Raw genomic sequence first — 16,204 nt, forward strand, 5'->3', positions numbered from 1 at the left:
CCTAGATCGCGTAAGGCCGGCCGACGATCCACCCGCCCACGTGGTCGGGCAGCTCGTCGGTCGGCACCACCTCCACGGTGTCGCCGACGCTGACCGTGCCCGGCTGGATCACCCAGCTGTCCAGGCACAGCTCGCCGCCGAACTCGTGCCGGATCCGCCGGTGCACGTCGAGGTCCTGCGCGCCGGTGTCCGGGTCGATCGTCGTGACCACGCACCGGGCGCGCTTGCTGTACATCCCGATCACGACGTCACCGATCACCAGCGCGTGGCCGGGCCAGGTGTCCTCTTCGCCCGCCTCCACGCCGCCGACGAGGATGTTGGGCCGCAGCCGCCGGACGTCGAGTCCCGCCGCCGCGACCTGACCGTCCGTGGCCACGAGGACGTTGAGCACGTCGAAGCGCTCCGGCCCGGTGTGGCGGGTGAGCCGGCCGCCGAACGGCAGCACCAGCTCGTGGGCTTTCCAGCTGTCCCAAGGATGTCCGTCCACCAACGGGCCGTCCGGGCCGGTGGTCGCCGGGATGGTGAGCAGGCCGTACCGGGTGCGTCCGGTCAGCACCCCGCGCGGGCCCTGGACGTGCACGAGCCGGTCGCCCGCCACGCCGTCACTCGTGAACTCGGCCTGCAGGAGTGGTTCGCCGCCGAGCGACTTCACCGGGTAGCGCCACAACGCTTCGACGTGCACCGTCTCACTCCGTCGGGATCTCGTAGGTCGACTCGGGGTCGATGCGGCGGTCGGTTTCGGCGATCCGCACGTCGTTGATGCTCGCTTCACGCCGCGACATCAGGCCGGACGGCGCGAACTCCCAGTTCTCGTTGCCGTAGCTGCGCCACCACTGGCCCTCGTCGTCGTGCCACTCGTACTGGAAGCGCACGGCGATCCGGTCGGAACCGAAGGCCCACAACGACTTGCGCAACACGTACTCGTGCTCCCGCTCCCACTTCTTCGTCAGGAACGCCACGATCTCATCGGTCCCGCGGACGAACTCGGACCTGTTGCGCCACACCGAATCCGGGGTGTAGGCGCCGGCGACGCGCTGCGGGTCGCGAGTGTTCCAGGCGTCCTGGGCGGCCCGCACCTTCAGGCGGGCCGTGTCGGCGTCGAACGGGGGCACGAGGTTCACGAGAGGTCCTTCCAACGGTTGGGCGACGCTGCAAACGTTAGAACGTGACTCTAACGGATGCAAGCCTGTGTTACCGTTAGACGTGCTGACGCCCGACGAGCCCCGTCCGGTCCTGCTGATGAACACCATCTGGGCCAATCGGTCGCAGGTGCACGACGACCTGACCACGGTCGGTGGGCTTCGCGACTTCCTGGGCGTGCCGGCGGACCAGGCCGATCTCGACGCGTTCCGCGCGCTGCGGCAGGCGTTGCGGGACCTCGCCGGCGTGCTCACCGAGGACACGCGTGCGGTCGCGCAGGACCGTGACCTCCACCGCGCGGTGGCTGAGGTCAACCGTGCGGCGAGAAGCGCGCGGCAGTGGCCGCAACTGACCGTGCGCGACGGGGAACTGTTGCGGGGCAACGAAAGTGAGGGTTCGATCCCGGATCGGGAGCGCGCGTCGATCGCAGTGGAGGCAGTCGAGCTGTTCACCGGTGAGAACCGCGTTCTGTTGCGCGCCTGTTATGCGCCGGGCTGCGTGCTCTACTTCGTGAAGGACCACCCGCGCCGCGAATGGTGCTCGCCATCATGTGGCAACAGGGTCCGCGCGGCCCGCCACTACCGGCGCAATCGGGGTGAATCCCCTGGTCCGAACGGGTTTTCCTGATCGCCAGGGCTAACCAAGAGCCGCCCGAGATCCGATAACCGGAGAACAGTAGGGCGCGCTTTTGTGTGGTGGTGATCCCGCGATGTCCCGAGAATCCGTGCCAGGCCACGACATCAGCTATCACCTCGTCTGCTTCGACGAGACCGGCAACGAGCGGGGGCGCGAGAGCGCGGACGTCTTGTACGACGCCCGCCGCGACGTCACCGACGTGTTCTTCTTCATCCACGGGTGGAACGGCGACGTGCCCGCCGCCCGGCAGCAGTACGGGCAGTGGGTCAAGACCATGGCCGACTGCCGCGCCGAACGTGAAGCGGCGCACCGGCTTCCCGGCGGCTTCAAGTCGTTGCTCGTCGGCCTGCACTGGCCTTCCAAGGCGTGGGGCGACGAGGACGTGCGGTCGGACGAGTTCATCAAGGCCCAGGCCGCAAGGCTCGGCGGGGGAGCGGGCCGTGTCGCCGCGGTGCGCACGATCGTCGAAGCCGCGCGGCAGCACCCGTGCCGGATGTCGACCGCGGTGAAACAGGCCTACGACTACCTGGAGAGCTCGGTCCCGGACCTGCCGGGCGAGGACGGCATGCCGTTCGACGCCGAGCAGCTCTACCGGGCGTGCCTGGAGGATCCGGCGCTGGGCGGGATCCTGTCACCGTTGCGGATCCTGACGTTCTGGAAGATGAAGCGACGCGCCAAGGTGTTCGGCGAGAGCGGCGCCGCCCGCATCGCCCGTGAGGTCGCCCAGGCCGCACCGTCCGCGCGGATCCACCTGATGGGCCACAGCTTCGGCTGCATCACCGCCACCGCGATGGCGAACGTCGTGCCCGCCGCGACGCTGACGTTGATGCAGGGCGCGATGTCGCTGTGGTCGTTCGCGGAACGGCTGCCCGGTGAACCCGGCTCCGGCTACTTCCGCGGCGTGCTCGGCCGGGTGCCGGGCCCGATCATCGTCACCACCTCGACGCACGACTACGCCATCGGCAAGTTCTACCCGCTGGCCGCGCGGTCGGGCCGCCAGGTCGACCTCGACGAGTACCCGAAGTACGGCGGCCTGGGCTCGCACGGCGTTCAAGGCACCTACGCGCACGGCCACAACATCGGATCTCCTGGTGAGCTGTCGCGCGGTCAGGTGCACAACGTCGACTGCACCTCGGTGATCCGCCGCATCGACGGGATCGCGGGTGCTCACAACGACATCTGCCACCCGGAACTCGCCCGGCTGCTCTGGAGGGCGGTGCTCGCCCGATAGAGTTTGTCCGTTTTCAGAAACACGCGTTTCCGTTGACTGCTCCGATGACTCGGTTCTACCGTGGGTTGCACCGTCGCTGCCGAAAAACCTCGGAGCCGAGGACGGTAACAAATGTTTCGTCGTCCATTGTGGATAGTCGCTGCCTTCGTGCTGGCGCTCGTCGCGGGAACGACGCCGGCGCAGGCCGCGGATCCCGTGCTGGTGCCCATCTTCGACGGCAAGACGCTCGACGGCTGGACCGCCAACGCGAAGGACTCGTTCGTCGTCAAGGGCGGCGCGATCCACAGTCAGAAGACCGCGCCGCGCGGCTGGATCTACTACAACAAGACGCAGTACAAGAGCTTCCGCTGGATCTTCAAGCTGCGCCAGGTCTCCGGTGACCACAAGCCGACCGTGCTGATCTGGGGCAAGATCCAGACACCTGCGCTGAACGGGCTGGGCGCGATCCAGTTCCAGCCACCGAACGGCGGCGCGTGGGACTACCGGCCGGGCCACAACAACGGCGGCGGCAAGCTCTTCACCAAGTACCCGCACCCCAGCTGGGACGTGAAGAAGTGGGCGCAGTGCGAGATCCTCGCCAACGGTGACACCGGAATCGCGCGGATGGCGTGCTGCCCGTTGCCCGAGGGCGCCACGAAGTGCAAGGCGACGGAAGTCCTGAAGTTCGAGGACAAGAAGGAACCCGCCGGCCGTGAGGCGCCGCTCGCCATCCAGATCCACAACAAGGGCATCGAGGACGAGTACAAGGACCTCGTGGTCGAGTCGCCGGTCGCGGACCCGACGAAGTTCATCACCACATAGTTGGGCCTCTGGGTAGAGGGAACCGTGCCCGTCCCACGCCGCGAGTCGACATGACCCCCGCGCGCCGCGGGACGGGCTACGGTCTAGCCCGCGCCCAGCCGCAGGACCATCTGCGGCACCAGCGTGTTGCCGAGGCACGGGCGCAGGTCCGCGCGCAACGCGGACAGGCTGATCGGGTCCATGGACGGGTGCACCGCGATGCCGACCGTCCCCGCGGTCAGCACCACGCGCTGCATCGCCTGTCCCGCACGGATTTCCGCCGCGGCCCCTTGGTTGAACGTGCACAGCACCAGCTCGGCGCCGTTCTTCACGTGCAGCCACGCGCGTTCCACTTCGGCCGCCCGCGACAGCAACCCGCGCCACGAAGCCAGTTCCGGGAACGTCGTCCACGTGCGACGGTTCGAGGTCTGAGTGTGCAGAGTGCGCAGCAGCGCCAGCACGTCCGGACTCGGCTCCTGATAACCGCCGAGCCGCACGGCCGCTGCTGCGTCGTGGGCGCTCGGGCCGGGCAGGAGCGTCACGAGTGGACGGATGCCGTGACCCTGCAACGCCAGCCGGACGTTGAGCAGCGCGGTACCGCAGGCGAGCCGCGTCTCCCTGGTGTGCGGGCTGGTGGTGTGCAGCTCGATCTGCTCGGGACGCACCTCGAAGCGCACGCCGGGTGCGGCGGCTCTCGCGAGCGCAAGGATGCTGCGCACGTCCTCACCCGCGAGTCCGAGTGAGTCGGGCACGGCGATCGTCATGCTCACACTCTCCGGCCGGGGGCCGTTAGAAGGCCACGGTCGAAGGTCCTTTCTTGGTAGGGCCGACCGATGGCCGAGCGAGACCGGACAGAAATGTGCGAACCTGATCGGTGTGTCCGACCTGCCCGATCGCAGAGGCCTCGACGAACTGCTCGACGAGGTCCGTGATCGCATGGACGAGATCGTGACCACGCGCGACCACATGCAGGAGCTGCTGGGCGCGGTCCTCGCGGTGGCCTCGGGCCTGGAGCTGCAATCCACGCTGCTGCGCATCGTCCAGGCCGCCGTGGACCTCGTGGGTGCCCGCTACGGCGCGCTCGGGGTGCTCGGCACACGTGACGACCTGGCCGAGTTCGTCCACGTCGGGGTGGATGCCGAGACACGCGCGACGATGGGCCACCTGCCGGAGGGCAAGGGCCTGCTCGGGCTGCTGATCAAGGACCCGACCCCGCTGCGGTTGCTCGACCTCAGTCAGCACGACATGTCCGTCGGCTTCCCGCCGAACCACCCGCCGATGCACAGCTTCCTGGGCGTGCCCGTACGCGTGCGCGACGAGGTGTTCGGCAACCTCTACATGACCGAGAAGATCGACGCCGCCGAGTTCACCGCGGACGACGAAGCCGTGCTGCAGGCGCTGGCCGCGGCCGCCGGCATCGCGATCGAGAACGCCAGGCTGTTCGAGCGCTCCCGGATGCGCGAACGCTGGCTGGAGGCGATCGGCGAGGTCAACTCCGAGCTGCTGGGCGGAGCGTCCGGCGAGTACGCGCTGCGCCTGATCACCCAGCGCACCGTCGAGCTGGCCGGCGCGGACTCAGCTCTGGTGGTGCTCGGCGACGGCGACGACACCCCGGTGGCCGTGGCCGCGAGCGCGGGCATGAAGATCGACGACTTCGACGCCGCCGAGTACGCGGTCGACGAGGTGATCCGCTCCGGCGTCCCACTGCTGGTGGACGACCTGGGCTCGGCGTTCGGGCCGGCGCTGGCCGTGCCGCTGAGGTCCGGTTCAGGTGTCACGGGCGCGCTGGTGGTGCTCAGGCGCGGCGGCGAGACGCGCTTCCTGCCGGACCAGGTGCCGATGCTGGCCTCGTTCGCGGACCAGGCGGCAGTCGCGCTGGAGTTCGCCGAGCAGCAACGCTCGCAGCGGTTGCTGGACGTGCTGGAGGATCGCGACCGCATCGCCCGCGACCTGCACGACCACGTCATCCAACGGCTCTTCGTCACCGGCCTGACCCTGCAGGCCACCATGCGCCGCATCACCGAGCCCGAGGTCGCCGCCCGCCTGCAGACCGCCGTGGAACAGCTCGACGAGACCGTGCGCGAGATCCGCACCTCGATCTTCGACCTGCACTCGACCGACAACACCTCGCTGCGCCGCCGGCTCCTGGACCTGGTGGCGGGCCTGACCGAGGCCACGCACCTCTCGCCGGCCGTGCGCATGTCCGGCACCGTCGACAACTCGGTGCCGCCCGAACTCGCCGAACACGTCGAGGCCGTCGTGCGCGAGGCCGTCACGAACGCCGTCCGGCACGCCTCCGCCACCGAACTGACCGTGCTCATCGACGCCGGCGAGGACGTCGTGATCACCGTGCAGGACAACGGAGTCGGCATCCCGGCCGAGGCATCGCGCAGTGGCTTGCGCAACCTGGCGAGCCGTGCCGCGAAGTTCGGTGGCACGCTCGCGGTTCGTGCGACCGAGGGCGGCGGCGCCTGCGTGGTGTGGAGGGTCCCGCTCACGTAGGCAGCCAGCTGCCTCACCGTGGGGTCCATGGACATGAGGGCCGTCGAAGCGGCCGCAGCGTGAACTGCGACGAGACCGGTTCGCGCGAACGGACTAGCGGGGCTTGTCGCCGTCCTTGCGGAACTGCGACGCGAACACGGCGGCCTGCGTGCGGCGCTGCATGCCGAGCTTCGCCAGCAGGTGCGAGACGTAGTTCTTCACGGTCTTCTCCGCGAGGAACATCCGCTCCGCGATCTGCCGGTTCGTCAGGCCCTCGCCGATCAGGTCGAGCACCGTGCGCTCCTGCTCGCTGAGCATGCGCAGCGGGTCGCCCTCCTCGCGTTCGCGGCGGATCCGGTTGAGCAGGGCGGAGGTTGTGCGGGCATCCAGCAGCGACTGGCCGGCGGCGACCGTGCGGACGGCGTTGACCAGGTCGGCGCCCAGGATCTGCTTCAGGACGAAGCCGGAGGCGCCCGCCATGATCGCGTCGAACAGGGCCTCGTCGTCCGCGAAGCTCGTCAGCATCAGGCACTGCAGGCCCGGGATGCGGCTGCGCAGCTCGCGGCACAGCTCGATGCCGTTGCCGTCGGGGAGCCTGATGTCGAGCACCGCCACGTCGGCCTCCGCGCCGGGCACCTTGGCCAGCGCCTCCGCGACCGACGCGGCGTCACCGACCACTTCGAGATCGGACTCCTCGCCGAGCAGGTCCGCGATGCCGCGGCGGACGATTTCGTGGTCGTCGACGAGGAAGACGCGCGTCACCATTCACGTCACGGTAGCCCAAAGTCCCTGCGATGAGGGGACCATCGGCACGCGGCTCGCTACATCGTTCGGGCCTAGTTTGAGATCATGAGCGGTCTTCCCGTTGTCGTCGGAGTCGACGGATCCTCTTCCGCGCTGGCTGCCGTGGCGTGGGCCGCTCGCGAGTGTGCGCTGCACGACGCGCCGTTGCGGTTGGTGCACGCGTACACGCTGCCGACGCGCGGTTACCCCGAGGTCATTTCATCGGCCCGTGAGCTGCGGTCCGCCATGTACGACCAAGGGCGGATGTGGCTTTCTCAGGCCGTTGCCGTCGCACGGTCGGAAGCACCTGATGTGACCGTGGAGTACGACCTGCGAATGGAACACCCCACGCCCGTGTTGCTCGCGGAGTCGTCACGCGCGCGGGAAGTCGTGGTGGGGTCGCACGGGCTGGGTGGCTTCACCGGGGCGTTGGTGGGCTCGACGGCGGTGGCGCTCTCACAGCACGGTGAGTGTCCCGTGGTGGTGGTGCGTGGCAACGAGCATCAGGGGCCCGTGGTGGTGGGTGTCGACCTCTCGCCTGAGTCGGACCCGGCCATCGGCTTCGCGTTCGAGGAAGCGGCGGCGATGGACGTGCCGCTGGTGGCCGCGATGGCCCACGTCGACGAGCAGTCGTCGCTCCTGAACACGCGAATGTCCGGGTGGCTGGAGAAGTACCCGGACGTCGCGGTGGAACAGATGGTTGTCGGGGAGCGGCCGATCCCGTTGCTGTTGGAGCTGGGGGAGAGGGCTGGGCTGGTCGTGGTGGGGTCGCGGGGGCGTGGCGGATTCGCCGGGATGCTGCTCGGGTCTACCTCGCAGGCCCTGATCTACCACGCCCCGTGCCCGCTGGCCGTCGTCAGGCCTGCTTGACCGCGGAGATCTCGAACTCGAGGACGACCTTCTCGCTCACCAGCACGCCACCGGTCTCGAGGGCGGCGTTCCAGGTGACGCCGTAGTCCTTGCGGTTGATGGTGTGCGAGCCCTCGAAGCCCACGCGGGTCTGGCCGTACGGGTCGACGGCGACGCCCTCGAAGGCGAACGGGATGGTGATGCTCCTGGTGATGCCCTTGATCGTCAGGTCACCGGTGATCTCGAAGTTGTCCTCGTCGACCTGCTTCGCGGAGGTCGAGACGAAGGTGATCTCCGGGTGGTTCTCGACGTCGAGGAAGTCGTTGGTGGTCAGGTGACCGTCGCGCTGCGCGTTGCGGGTGTCGATGCTCGCGACCTTCAGGGTCACCTGCGCGGTGGTGTTCTCCGGCTTGTCACCGTCGATCGAGATCTTGCCGTCGAACTCGTTGAACGCACCGCGAACCTTGGTGACCATCGCGTGGCGAGCGACGAAGCCGATGCGGGAGTGCGAGCCGTCGATGACGTAGTCGCCGGTCAGTTCGGAGAGGTTGGTGGCGGTGGTCATGGTGGTCAGTCCTTCGGTTGCGCGATTCGGTTGATGTGTCATCCACCTTGCCGGAACGTGGATGATGTGTCAACTATTCCCGTATGCTGAGCAGGTGACAAGATGGCTTGAACCCGATCAGCAGCGGGCGTGGCGTGCGTACGTCCGCATGCAGGGGGAACTGAATGCGCACCTGAGCAGGCAGATCTCGGTCGACTCGGAGATCTCGATGGCCGACTTCGCCGTGCTGGTGCAGCTCACCGACACCGTCGACGGACGGGTGCGCGTGCTGGAGCTCGCCCGGTTGCTGAACTGGGAGAAGAGTCGCATCTCACACCACGTCGCCCGGATGGAGAAGCGTGGGCTGGTGCGCAGGGAGAACTGCGGCAGCGACGGGCGCGGGTCGTTCGTCGTGCTGACGGAGCAGGGCCGGTCCGCGATCGAGGAGGCCGCGCCGTCTCATGCCGAGACCGTGCGCGCGCTGGTGTTCGACCAGCTCTCCGACGCCGAGGTCGAGGCGTTGCGCGAGATCTCGGAGAAGATCTTCACCCGCCTAACGACAGGCGAATGTGCGTCGGTAGTCGCTCGGTGCGACGCCGACGACCCGATGGAAGTGGTGGCGGAGGAGAGCGGCTGTCCCGAAGCCTGACCTGGCGGCGACCGCGTCGACGTCCAGGTCGGTCTCTTCGAGCAGTCTGCGTGCGTGAAGCACTCGTTGGAGTGAAAGCCACTTGTTCGGGGTGGTGCCGGTCTCCGCGGCGAACCGGCGCGCGAACGTCCGCTCGGACATGACCGCGAGCTTCGCCATGGACGCCACCGTGTGGTTGTCCGCGATCGTGTCGAGCACCTGTTCCAGCACCGGCTCGAGGCTGTCCGAGCTGCACTCGGGGATCGGGAGCTCCACGAACTGCCGCTGACCGCCGTCCCGCTGCGGCGCGACGACCATCCGGCGCGCGATGATGTTGGCGATCTTGGTGCCGAGCTCGCGGCGGACGAGGTGCAGGCAGGCGTCGATGCCCGCGGCCGTGCCGGCGCTGGTGATGATGTCGCCGTCGTCCACGAACAGCACGTCCGGATCCAGGTGTGCCTTGGGGAACCTGGACGTGAACTCCCTCGTCTCGCGCCAGTGGGTCGTGCAACGGCGGTCGTCCAGCAGGCCCGCCTCGCCCAGGATGAACGCGCCGTTGCAGACGCTGAGCAGCGTCGCGCCGGTCTCCTTGATGGTCTTGAGCAGCTTCTCCGGGTAGACGTCCCGGATCCGCGCCGCCGGGAGGGCGACCAGATCGGCGTCCAGCAGTGCGTCGAACCCGTGCTCCGGCGTGATGCTGACGCCCGGAATGCTCGTCGGCACCGCCTGGTGGGGGAGTTCACCGCACACGCGGAAGTCGATCAGGGGCACGCCCTCCTCGGTTCGGTCGACGCCGAACACCTCGCAGAGCAGGCCGAACTCGAACGGCGCGACGCCGTCGATGAGCGGAACCGCCACCGATCGCAGCATGGCAGGATTTTAACGCGCATCGTCAGATCTGCCACTGTTGGCGGGATATTGGCGGCCGCAAACTTTAGACATGACTCTTGCAGCGATCGTCCTCGTTCTGGCAGGTATCTCCGTCTGGCTCGACAAGCACCGCGACCGCACCGCCGGTCTGGCCGGCTCGTCCGACGTCACCGACCGCGACCGCATCCGCGTGCGCAACGAACTCCGGTCCATCACCTGACGATGTGAGGTTCCGGCCCCGTGTACCGGGCGACCGGGCGGATGATCTTCGTGTCCTCGGACTGTTCGAGCGCGTTGGCACACCACCCGATCACCCGGCTGCACGCGAACGTCGGCGTGAACATCTCGCGCGGGATCCCGCACAGCTCCATCACCACGCCCGCGTAGAACTCCACGTTCGCGTACAGCTGGCGGCCAGGCTTCAGCTCCTCCAGCAACTCGGTGACCCGGCGCTCCACGGTGACCGCGAAGTCGGTCAGTTCGGTGGGGTGCTGTTGGGCGATCTCCTTGAGCAGACGTGCCCGCGGGTCCTCGGTCTTGTAGACGGCGTGACCGAAGCCCATGATCCGGTCGCCCTGCTCGATCCGTTCACGGACCCACGCGTCGATGTTGTCCGGCGACCCGATTAGGTCCAGCGCTTCCAGCGCCCGGTCCGGCGCGCCTCCGTGCAGAGGCCCCGAGAACGTCCCGATGGCCGCCGTCACGGCTGACACGACATCCGCACCCGCCGACGCGACCACGCGCGCGGTGAACGTCGACGCGTTGAAGCCGTGGTCGATCGTGGCGATCAAGTACTGCTCGACTGCCCGGCTCGTCCATGTTGACGGCTCCAGTCCAGTCAACATGTACAACCAGTTCGCCGACGTTGAAAAATCAACCCTGGGGTTGACCGGATCAAGTCCGAGCTTGAGCCTGTGCAGTGCCGCCAGGATCGTCGGCGTCATCGCGCTGACCTTCAGCGCGTCCGCCTTCCTGCTGCTCATCGGCGCGTCCCACATCGGCTGGCTGGGCAGCATCGACAGCGCGGTCCTGAGCCCCGCCAATGCCGTGCAGCCTGACCTGGCGATCGCCGGCAGCACCTCGCTGATGGTCTTCGGCAGGTCCCTGAGCTGCGCTGTTTGGGTCTTGAACAGCGCGGACTCGTCCTCGTCCGGCAATCGGCCCTCGACGAAGAGGAACCAGACGTCCTCGAACGTCCGGGTCCTGGCCAGTTCGATCGCGTCGTGCTCGCGGTAGTGGTAGTAGCCCGCAGCCCCGTTCACGTCCCCGATCAGGGTCGTGGTGACGACGACGTCTTTAAGCCCTTTGGGTGCATCAATCAACATGTACAACAGGCTCCGTCAACATGTCATGTACAGTCAATGTTGATGGAATCAATGTTGACGACGAATCAAGCTGCCCGCCGCCTGGGCGTCAAACCGGCGACTGTGTACGCCTATGTCAGTCGCGGCCTCCTGACCAGCAAGAAGGTCAACCGGCAGAGCATGTTCGACGTCGCCGAGGTGGAGACCCTGGCGCAACGCACTGGTGCGCGCGGAGCAGTGGCGGCTGTGACCGATCGCATCCGCACCCGCATCTCGCTCCTGGAGAACGACCGCCTCTACTTTCGCGGCAGGTCCGTCCCGGAGCTCTCGAGCACCAAGCGCTTCGAGGACGTGGCCCACTGGCTGTGGACCGAGATCGACTCGGTCGGCATGCAGTTCCCCGAGGGCCAGGAGATCTGGATGGCCCTCCCCGAGAGCGCCACGCTCACCGACCGCGTCCGGGTAGCCGTGGCCCTCGCCGGCGCGGGCGACCCGCTCCGCTTCGACCTCTCCCGCGCCGTCACGACGGCCAAGGCCCTCATCGCGGACGTGGTCGAGTCCCTGCCACTGCAGCAACGCCCGCAGGGCACCGACATCGCCGACCGCCTGTGGGCCCGCCTCTCCCCGGCGCCGGCACAGCCCGACCTGCTGAACACCGTGCTCGTCCTGCTGGCCGACCACGACCTGGCCATCTCGACCATGGCCGCCCGCGTGGCCGCCTCCGCCCGCGCCCACCCGTACGCCGTGGTGTCAGCGGGCCTCGGTGCGCTGGAAGGCCAGAAGCACGGCACCGCGAGCACCCTCGCCCACCGCTTCCTGCAGCAGGCGAAAGCCGACCCGATGGGCGCCATCGCCGAACACCTGCGCGCAGGGCAGGCGATCCCGGGCTTCGGCCACTACGTCTACCAGCGCTGCGACCCCCGAGCCGACCACCTGTTCGCCGTCCTGCGCAGCCACGGCGAACTGGTGGCGGACAAGGTGATCGCCGCCCAGCAGCAGACGTTCCCGAACGTCGACCTGGCTCTGGCCCAGCTCGGCGTGATGTTCGAGATGGCCCCCGACGCGGGTGAGGCGATCTTCGCGATCGCCCGCATCGTCGGCTGGATCGCGCACGCGATGGAGGAGTACGCCGAGCCGGGTCTGCGGTTCCGCGCGCTGGGTGTGTACATGGGCGACCGCCCGTAGCGCGATCCCGCACATCTCGGCCATGTCGGCGGTGGCATGAACGCATCAGGAAGCGGACCATGGCAGCGTGAGATTGTCCGCTGTGGACAACCTGAAGGTGATCCTCGTGGCGTGGGTCATCGGCGGCCACGCGCTGCTGGGCTACGCCGCGATCGGGGGCTGGCCGTACGACGAGGTCAACGAGGTCACGTTCCACCCCGGCGTGGAGACGGTGCTGGCCGCGCTGATCGGGCCGTCCGGGTTGTTCTTCATGGGCACGTTCTACTTCATGGCCGGGATCTTCACGCCCGGCTCGATCGAGCGCAAAGGCGCCAGGAGGTTCATCGCCGAGCGGCTCGTGCGGCTTGGCACGCCGTGGGTGGTCACGGCGCTGGTCGTGTGGCCCACGTTCGTCTGGATCGCGTACAACGGTGCAGGCCGACCGGTCAGCTGGTGGCACGCGTTCACGCACCGCGACCCGTTCCTGGACAGCGGTTCGCTGTGGTTCGTGGGCGTGCTGCTGATCTTCAGCATCGCGGTCGCCCTGGCGCCGCCCGTCAAGGAACGCACGATCACGCCGACGACGGTGCTGGGCATGACGATGCTCGTCGCGGGCACGACGTTCCTGACCAGGCTGCTGTTCCCGGCGAGGAGCGGGCAGGTCGGCGACCTGCACCTGTGGTGGTGGCCGCAGTGCCTCGGCATGTTCCTGCTCGGCGCGATCGGCGGCCGGAAGCTCGCGGAACGGGTGCCGGACGAGATCTATCGGATGTGCCGCAACGTCGTCATCGCGACGATCGTCGTTCTTCCCGTCGCGGCGGCGTTTCTGGGCGTGCTGGATCTGGCGGAGAACACCGGGCCGTTCCTCGGCGGCTGGACGTGGCAGGCACTCGCACTCGCGCTGGTCGAAGGAATCCTGGTGGTGGCGGGCAGTTTGTGGCTGATCGGGCTGGCGCAACGAAGGTTGACCGGCCAGGGTCCCTTCACCGAGGGGCTGGCGCGGTCCGCCTACGTCGCGTTCGTCGTGCAGGGGCCGATCTTGCTGAGTCTTGCCACGGCGATGCGCCCGCTCGACCTGCCGGCTGAGATCAAAGCGCCGGTTGTCGGAGCCGGTGCGATCGCGGTGTCTTTCGCGATCGGCTGGTACGTCACTTCACGCCGAGGCGCTTCAGCACGCTCGTCGTGATGCCCGCCGCGTCCAGGCCGTGTGCACGCAGGATGCGTGCGCGCGAGTCGTGTGGCAGAAACCGCGGCGGCAGAGCGAAAGCAGCCACGTACGTCGACGACCCGGCCAGAGCTTGACCCAGTCGTGCGCCCAGAGCACCGGTCGACGTGGTGTCCTCGACGGCCAGGACGAGCTTGTGCCGGCCGCTGTACTTGACCAGGTGCGGGTCCAGGGGAGCGGTCCAGCGCGGGTCGACGACGCTCACCCGCACGTCATGTGACGCAAGCTCCTCGGCTGCTGCCAGACATGGACCGGCGAGAGGACCCACCGCGACGAGCAGCACCTCGGCGTCCGGAACCTCGCGCAGCACGTCGAAATGGCTCACCCGCCGCACCGCGGGCACGTCCGGGCCCACGGCGGCTTTCGGATAGCGCACGACGGTCGGGCCGTCGGACACGTCTACCGCCTCGCGCAGCAGTTCAGCCAGGGAGGCGGGATCGCGCGGAGCCGCCAAGCGCAGACCGGGCACGACGGGCAGCACGGACGCGTCCCACACGCCGTGGTGCGAGGCGCCGTCCGGGCCGGTGACGCCGGCCCGGTCCAGCACGAACGTCACCGGTAACCGGTGCAGCGCCACGTCCATCAGCAACTGGTCGAAGGCACGTGACAGGAAGGTCGCGTAGATGGCGACCACCGGGTGCAACCCGCCCATCGCCAGGCCGGCGGCGGACGTCACGGCGTGCTGCTCGGCGATCCCCACGTCGAAGACACGCGCCGGGAACCGAAGCGAGAACGGCCGCAGCCCCACCGGTTCCAGCATCGCGGCGGTCAGGCAGACGACGTCAGGACGCGCGGCACCGATCTCCACGATCTCGTCGGCGAACGCGTCGGTCCAGGTCCGGCCGCCGGGCGAACCGGTGGCGCCGACCGCGTGCATGCGATCGGACTCCTCGGTCTCCGCGGCCTCGTACCCCTTGCCCTTCACGGTCTTGCAGTGCACCACCACCGGCCGGCCGAGAGCCTTGGCCTCCCAAAGAGCGTTCTCGACGGCGTGCACGTCGTGACCGTCGACCTCGCCGATGTAGGCAAGACCCAGAGCCTCGAACAGGCCGCGAGCCCTGCCTGCCAGCAAGGAAGCCGCGAACCCACCGGCAGTCGGGTCGTAGGAGCGGCCGTTGTCGTTCAGCAGCACGACAACAGGACGAGACGCGCCGCCGATGTTGTTCAGCGCCTCCCAGCACATCCCGCCGGTCAGCGCGCCATCGCCCACGATGGCAACGACTCGGCGGTCGGTACCGGCCAGCTCGAACGCCTTGGCCAGACCGTCCGCATAGGACAGTGCGGTCGACGCGTGCGAGTTCTCGATCACGTCGTGCGCCGACTCGGCCGCGGACGGATAGCCGGACAGGCCACCAGCCTGCCGCAAGGAGTCGAACTCGGTGCAACGCCCGGTCAGCATCTTGTGCACGTACGACTGGTGCCCGGTGTCGAACAGCACCACGTCGACAGGAGAGGAGAACACCCGGTGCACGGCGATGGTCAGCTCGACGGCACCGAGGTTCGGGCCGAGATGCCCGCCGGTCCGGTGCACCTTGGAGATCAGGAACGACCGGATCTCGGAGGCCAGCGGACCCAGCGAAGCAGAAGGCAGCGCCCGGACGTCCGCGGGCGAGGTGATGTCAGCCAGCACGACGCACCGCCAGCGGCAACGTGAAGGCGATGGTCTCGGTGGCGGTCGTGTGCGTGGAAACGGAAACCGGTCCCAAGGCCCGCAACGCCGACACCACCTCGTCCACCAGCTCGGGCGGAGCCGACGCACCCGCCGACAGACCCACGGACCCGACCCCGGTCAGCCACGCCGGATCGATCTCCGAGGCGTCGTCGATCAGGTAGGCCGGAGTGCCGCCACGAGCCGCGAGCTCCACCATCCGCACCGAGTTGGACGAGTTCTTCGAGCCCACCACCAGCACCAGGTCCGACTGCGCGGCCACGTCCCGGATCGCGATCTGCCGGTTCGTCGTCGCGTAACAGATGTCGTCGGAGCCGGGTCCGCGCAGCTGCGGGAACTTCCGCTGCAGCGCCTCGACCACCTCGGCCGTCTCGTCCACCGCCAACGTCGTCTGCGTCAGATACGAGACCGGTCCGGTGATGTCCAGCGCGAGGACGTCCTCGACCGTCTCCACCAGCACCATCTGGTCGGGCGCTTCTCCAAGCGTCCCTTCGACTTCCTCATGTCCGGCGTGCCCGATCAACACGATCGTGTCCCCGCGCTCGGCGAACCGCCGGGCCTCGGAGTGCACCTTCGTCACGAGCGGACAGGTCGCGTCCAGCACGTCGAGCGACCGCGAAACCGCCTCGGCACGCACAGCTGGGGAGACGCCGTGCGCGGAGAACACCGCTGTAGCACCAAATGGCACCTCGGAGAGCTCCTCCACGAACACCGCGCCCCGAGCCTCCAACGAGCGCACGACGTGGACGTTGTGCACGATCTGCTTGCGCACGTAGACGGGGCCGCCGCGCTGGTCGAGAAGTCGTTCCACGATCTCGATGGCACGCTCGACCCCGGCGCAGAACGACCGGGGTGACGCGAGCAGCACCGAGCGCGGCGGGTGTTCCGTCATCTGGTGAC

The 16,204-nt window shown here is 68.4% G+C and carries 18 protein-coding genes; 9 read left to right on the forward strand and 9 right to left on the reverse strand.

Annotated elements, in window-relative coordinates:
* Position 1: 1 nt before the first annotated feature.
* Positions 2-682 (reverse strand): MOSC domain-containing protein, encoded by a 681-nt coding sequence (locus UK23_RS32010; RefSeq protein ID WP_045315437.1) that lies wholly within the window; start codon positions 680-682, stop codon positions 2-4.
* Between the two features lie 4 nt (positions 683-686).
* Positions 687-1,121: a nuclear transport factor 2 family protein gene (locus UK23_RS32015; protein ID WP_045315438.1), complete on the reverse strand. Its 435-nt coding sequence runs from the start codon at positions 1,119-1,121 to the stop codon at positions 687-689.
* Between the two features lie 118 nt (positions 1,122-1,239).
* Here UK23_RS32015 and UK23_RS32020 point away from each other — a divergent pair, with 118 nt between their 5' ends.
* The 3 genes from UK23_RS32020 (at position 1,240) to UK23_RS32030 (ending at position 3,808) form a co-directional block, all read left to right on the forward strand.
* Entirely contained in the window at positions 1,240-1,767 is a 528-nt protein-coding gene (locus UK23_RS32020; protein ID WP_082115137.1) for a CGNR zinc finger domain-containing protein, read from the forward strand.
* Between the two features lie 82 nt (positions 1,768-1,849).
* Positions 1,850-3,007, forward strand: a complete 1,158-nt coding sequence (locus UK23_RS32025) for a hypothetical protein (RefSeq protein WP_045315439.1) — start codon at positions 1,850-1,852, stop codon at positions 3,005-3,007.
* 126 nt (positions 3,008-3,133) lie between these two features.
* A complete protein-coding gene (locus UK23_RS32030; RefSeq protein ID WP_231114776.1) occupies positions 3,134-3,808 on the forward strand; it encodes a family 16 glycoside hydrolase in 675 nt (224 codons plus the stop codon).
* A gap of 83 nt (positions 3,809-3,891) precedes the next feature.
* Here the strand turns inward: UK23_RS32030 and UK23_RS32035 are convergent, their stop codons facing one another.
* On the reverse strand, positions 3,892-4,551 hold the full coding sequence (locus UK23_RS32035) for a hypothetical protein (RefSeq protein ID WP_045315441.1): 660 nt from the start codon (positions 4,549-4,551) through the stop codon (positions 3,892-3,894).
* A 172-nt stretch (positions 4,552-4,723) separates the two neighbouring features.
* Between UK23_RS32035 and UK23_RS32040 the strand changes: the two genes are divergently transcribed.
* Entirely contained in the window at positions 4,724-6,289 is a 1,566-nt protein-coding gene (locus UK23_RS32040; protein WP_231114780.1) for a GAF domain-containing protein, read from the forward strand.
* A gap of 93 nt (positions 6,290-6,382) precedes the next feature.
* On the opposite strand, the gene UK23_RS32045 is transcribed toward UK23_RS32040, so the two are convergent.
* Positions 6,383-7,033, reverse strand: a complete 651-nt coding sequence (locus tag UK23_RS32045; RefSeq protein ID WP_045315442.1) for a response regulator — start codon at positions 7,031-7,033, stop codon at positions 6,383-6,385.
* Positions 7,034-7,117: 84 nt separating this feature from the next.
* Here UK23_RS32045 and UK23_RS32050 point away from each other — a divergent pair, with 84 nt between their 5' ends.
* Entirely contained in the window at positions 7,118-7,921 is an 804-nt protein-coding gene (locus UK23_RS32050; RefSeq protein ID WP_045315443.1) for a universal stress protein, read from the forward strand.
* On the opposite strand, the gene UK23_RS32055 is transcribed toward UK23_RS32050, so the two are convergent.
* Positions 7,908-8,465, reverse strand: coding sequence for a YceI family protein (locus tag UK23_RS32055; protein WP_045315444.1), 558 nt, complete (start codon positions 8,463-8,465; stop codon positions 7,908-7,910). The genes UK23_RS32050 and UK23_RS32055 overlap by 14 nt on opposite strands.
* Positions 8,466-8,559: 94 nt before the next feature.
* Here UK23_RS32055 and UK23_RS32060 point away from each other — a divergent pair, with 94 nt between their 5' ends.
* A complete protein-coding gene (locus UK23_RS32060) occupies positions 8,560-9,093 on the forward strand; it encodes a MarR family winged helix-turn-helix transcriptional regulator (protein ID WP_082115135.1) in 534 nt (177 codons plus the stop codon).
* Here the strand turns inward: UK23_RS32060 and UK23_RS32065 are convergent.
* Positions 8,998-9,942: a helix-turn-helix domain-containing protein gene (locus UK23_RS32065; protein ID WP_045315445.1), complete on the reverse strand. Its 945-nt coding sequence runs from the start codon at positions 9,940-9,942 to the stop codon at positions 8,998-9,000. The two genes, UK23_RS32060 and UK23_RS32065, sit on opposite strands and share 96 nt — an antisense overlap.
* A gap of 70 nt (positions 9,943-10,012) precedes the next feature.
* Here UK23_RS32065 and UK23_RS52040 point away from each other — a divergent pair, with 70 nt between their 5' ends.
* Positions 10,013-10,162 carry a hypothetical protein gene (locus UK23_RS52040; RefSeq protein ID WP_156213524.1) on the forward strand — a complete coding sequence of 50 codons (150 nt, stop codon included), beginning with the start codon at positions 10,013-10,015 and terminating at the stop codon, positions 10,160-10,162.
* Here the strand turns inward: UK23_RS52040 and UK23_RS32070 are convergent.
* Positions 10,155-11,267 (reverse strand): citrate synthase/methylcitrate synthase, encoded by a 1,113-nt coding sequence (locus UK23_RS32070; RefSeq protein WP_045315446.1) that lies wholly within the window; start codon positions 11,265-11,267, stop codon positions 10,155-10,157. The genes UK23_RS52040 and UK23_RS32070 overlap by 8 nt on opposite strands.
* A 42-nt stretch (positions 11,268-11,309) precedes the next feature.
* Between UK23_RS32070 and UK23_RS32075 the strand changes: the two genes are divergently transcribed.
* On the forward strand, positions 11,310-12,431 hold the full coding sequence (locus UK23_RS32075; protein ID WP_231114777.1) for a citrate synthase: 1,122 nt from the start codon (positions 11,310-11,312) through the stop codon (positions 12,429-12,431).
* 67 nt (positions 12,432-12,498) lie between these two features.
* Positions 12,499-13,596: an acyltransferase family protein gene (locus tag UK23_RS32080; RefSeq protein ID WP_082115136.1), complete on the forward strand. Its 1,098-nt coding sequence runs from the start codon at positions 12,499-12,501 to the stop codon at positions 13,594-13,596.
* Here the strand turns inward: UK23_RS32080 and UK23_RS32085 are convergent.
* Both UK23_RS32085 and ispH read right to left on the reverse strand, forming a co-directional pair.
* Positions 13,559-15,265 (reverse strand): 1-deoxy-D-xylulose-5-phosphate synthase, encoded by a 1,707-nt coding sequence (locus UK23_RS32085; RefSeq protein WP_045315449.1) that lies wholly within the window; start codon positions 15,263-15,265, stop codon positions 13,559-13,561. The genes UK23_RS32080 and UK23_RS32085 overlap by 38 nt on opposite strands.
* Positions 15,255-16,196: a 4-hydroxy-3-methylbut-2-enyl diphosphate reductase gene (gene ispH, locus UK23_RS32090; protein ID WP_045315450.1), complete on the reverse strand. Its 942-nt coding sequence runs from the start codon at positions 16,194-16,196 to the stop codon at positions 15,255-15,257. The genes UK23_RS32085 and ispH overlap by 11 nt, the downstream gene beginning before the upstream one ends.
* Positions 16,197-16,204: the final 8 nt, after the last annotated feature.

It is taken from the genome of Lentzea aerocolonigenes, from assembly GCF_000955955.1.
Classification (GTDB): Bacteria; Actinomycetota; Actinomycetes; order Mycobacteriales; family Pseudonocardiaceae; genus Lentzea; species Lentzea aerocolonigenes_A.